This window comes from Pseudoalteromonas sp. Cn5-37, assembly GCF_021532495.1.
In the GTDB taxonomy this organism is placed as follows: Bacteria; Pseudomonadota; Gammaproteobacteria; order Enterobacterales; family Alteromonadaceae; genus Pseudoalteromonas; species Pseudoalteromonas simplex.
This window is the reverse complement of sequence record NZ_JAKGBA010000078.1, coordinates 1-2,215: the sequence shown is the minus strand read 5'-3', so window position 1 is coordinate 2,215 and position 2,215 is coordinate 1. Positions and strand designations below refer to the sequence as shown.

The following is a 2,215-nucleotide window of genomic DNA, read 5'->3' as shown; positions in this document are numbered from 1 at the left end:
AAGCTATCATTGTGAAGCCGCTTCCTTTTGTAGGAAACTTTGTGCTTTGGAAAATGCTGCAAACGACCTTTAGAAAATGCATTCTTCATCGCTGTTTCCAAGTCGCGAGCAACCTGCTGAGCAGCAGCAGAATCAAACGCTTTAATCCAGCTAAATTCCTCGAATGGCTTAATTTCCTTGAGGAGAGAAGCCATATCTTTGTAAAACAGGAATGTTTTATCGTATTCATAACGACGCATATTTTCAGACAACAACAGATTCCAAATGCCACGCGCTATCGCACCAAACTCAATGAGCTTAACTTCTTGTTCTGGCGTAGGGTTTAGCCTGTAGTTGTATCTGAGCGTCTTTTTCATATACTGTATAGACTACTGTATAAGGCCAAGTTGTCAAGATGGAATATGAAACTAAATCTCACTGCAAATATCTAATTTCGCTTCATTTAATTTTGGTGGTTAAGTACAGAAAACCTCTGCTAAACGGAAGGCTGGGTGAGTTTGTTAAGAAAACGGTTTTCGATGTTTCTCTATCATCTGACTTTAGGATCGAAGAGGTTGAGATAGACAAAGATCACATTCATATGCTGATTACAATCGGCACTCGATATTCAGTAGGCCAGCACGCAAGGAGGATTAAGCAAGCCACAACCGCTAAAATCTGGAAATCATTTCCTTATCTGAAAAACCAATTTTGGAAAGAGAAAACATTTTGGTCTGATGGGTACTTTGTGTGTTCTGTAGGGAATGCAAGCGCAGAGACTATACGAAAATATATCCAAGAGCAGGGGTGACACCTATTCATCCCCGCGACATCACTTTGTTCTGATCACGGGGTTTTCTCGGTGAGTTTAGATAAATTACATTCATTTATTAATAACTGACTTATAGAGTCAGACTCTTTTGATAGTGTTAGGAGCTCATCATCCTTTGAAGGGGCTGTTGAATCGTTAAGTTCTGAGTTAGAGAGAATGTTCTCGATTTCTAAAGAGTTTGATGAGAATTTTTGGCAAAATTCAATTATCTTATCGTTTTCCAATTCTCCGATATCTTTCTTGTTCCTCATGTATAACTTATAGTTCTCCGTTACAACCTCTAAAGCTGCATGTTCATAGCGTATGGTCGCTATTATTTCACTATCTTCGATTTTATAGTCAACAATACTTACCGATATCGGACGTAAAATGCGGGCCTTCTCGCTATAGCTTGATACACCTGCTTGTGAATTGCTAATAATGAAATAAGCGCCGAGCTTTTCAGCTGCTTCTTTATGTATCAAATCTACAATGTTGTATTCATTTACTGTGAGGCCGATAGTTTTAAACTTGATAACTCTCACAGTATCAGCTGCATGAGCACTATGGCTCAATACTAAAATGACTAGTAAAAATACAAATTTCATAAATCCTCCTTCAAAGTTAAAAGTATAAATTATTGAATGCAGGTTTGTAAGAATATAAAAAATACAATGAGATTTTTTCATAACCTATTGTAAAAAATTGATATTTAGTTTTGTTTTTAACATCTGCGCGAAATGAAATTCATGAAATGATTAATATAGTTTTAGCTATTGGAGATTGTTTTAATGAATTCATTGAAAGCGCTAGCAAATGGGGTTTTTCTATCGATTGTATTCCATGCACTCGGGAGTGCTTATGGTGCAGAAAAAGTTAGTGTCAATTTAACGCTAAGTAACACCACTGAGTACGACGCACAAGTAATCGAGCATCTACTTCAAAAAAAAGCTGTGGAACAAGCAAAAGTAAACCTCAACACGAATGTTATAAGCGGCAATAAATTATTGCCAAATGTAAGGGCAAAACTTAAAGAGCTAAACTTAAAGCAAGAGCTAAGCACCCTCAATGCAACGGCTACTTTTGAGTTAACTGAAGGCCCAGAGTTAATTGCTAACGAGAATACTATTAGGATTTATGACGAAGTATTTCTGTTTAATGGCATCGAAACAAAACAATCATCATTGAAAAAAAGACTCAAAGAAAAGGTGTTTGAACATAAATTCTTTGCTGATATCCAAAGCAAATTATCTAACCTAGTGACAATATCAGACTATAAAATCAAAGAACCTCAAATTTGAATCGCCCCGTGTTTGCCAGAGACTCAATAACTTGAGAAACTGGAACTATGAAAAAATCAAATCGCTATACATCAGAATTTCGTGAACGTGCAATTAGGCTTGTTACCACACAACAGCATGAATA

4 protein-coding genes are annotated in these 2,215 nt (G+C 36.5%); 2 read left to right on the top strand and 2 right to left on the bottom strand.

What is annotated here, in order from left to right; all coding sequences use genetic code 11:
• Positions 1 to 356 (bottom strand): helix-turn-helix domain-containing protein (locus tag L1266_RS22110; protein WP_235378355.1); only part of this gene is annotated, 356 nt, incomplete at its 3' end.
• A 38-nt stretch (positions 357 to 394) separates the two neighbouring features.
• On the opposite strand from L1266_RS22110, the gene tnpA reads away from it, so the two are divergent.
• Positions 395 to 790 carry an IS200/IS605 family transposase gene (tnpA, locus tag L1266_RS22105; RefSeq protein WP_063528636.1) on the top strand — a complete coding sequence of 132 codons (396 nt, stop codon included), beginning with the start codon at positions 395 to 397 and terminating at the stop codon, positions 788 to 790.
• A gap of 35 nt (positions 791 to 825) precedes the next feature.
• On the opposite strand, the gene L1266_RS22100 is transcribed toward tnpA, so the two are convergent.
• Entirely contained in the window at positions 826 to 1,398 is a 573-nt protein-coding gene (locus L1266_RS22100; RefSeq protein WP_055022518.1) for a hypothetical protein, read from the bottom strand.
• A 183-nt stretch (positions 1,399 to 1,581) separates the two neighbouring features.
• Here L1266_RS22100 and L1266_RS22095 point away from each other — a divergent pair, with 183 nt between their 5' ends.
• Positions 1,582 to 2,091, top strand: a complete 510-nt coding sequence (locus L1266_RS22095) for a hypothetical protein (protein WP_138558875.1) — start codon at positions 1,582 to 1,584, stop codon at positions 2,089 to 2,091.
• Positions 2,092 to 2,215 lie beyond the last annotated feature (124 nt).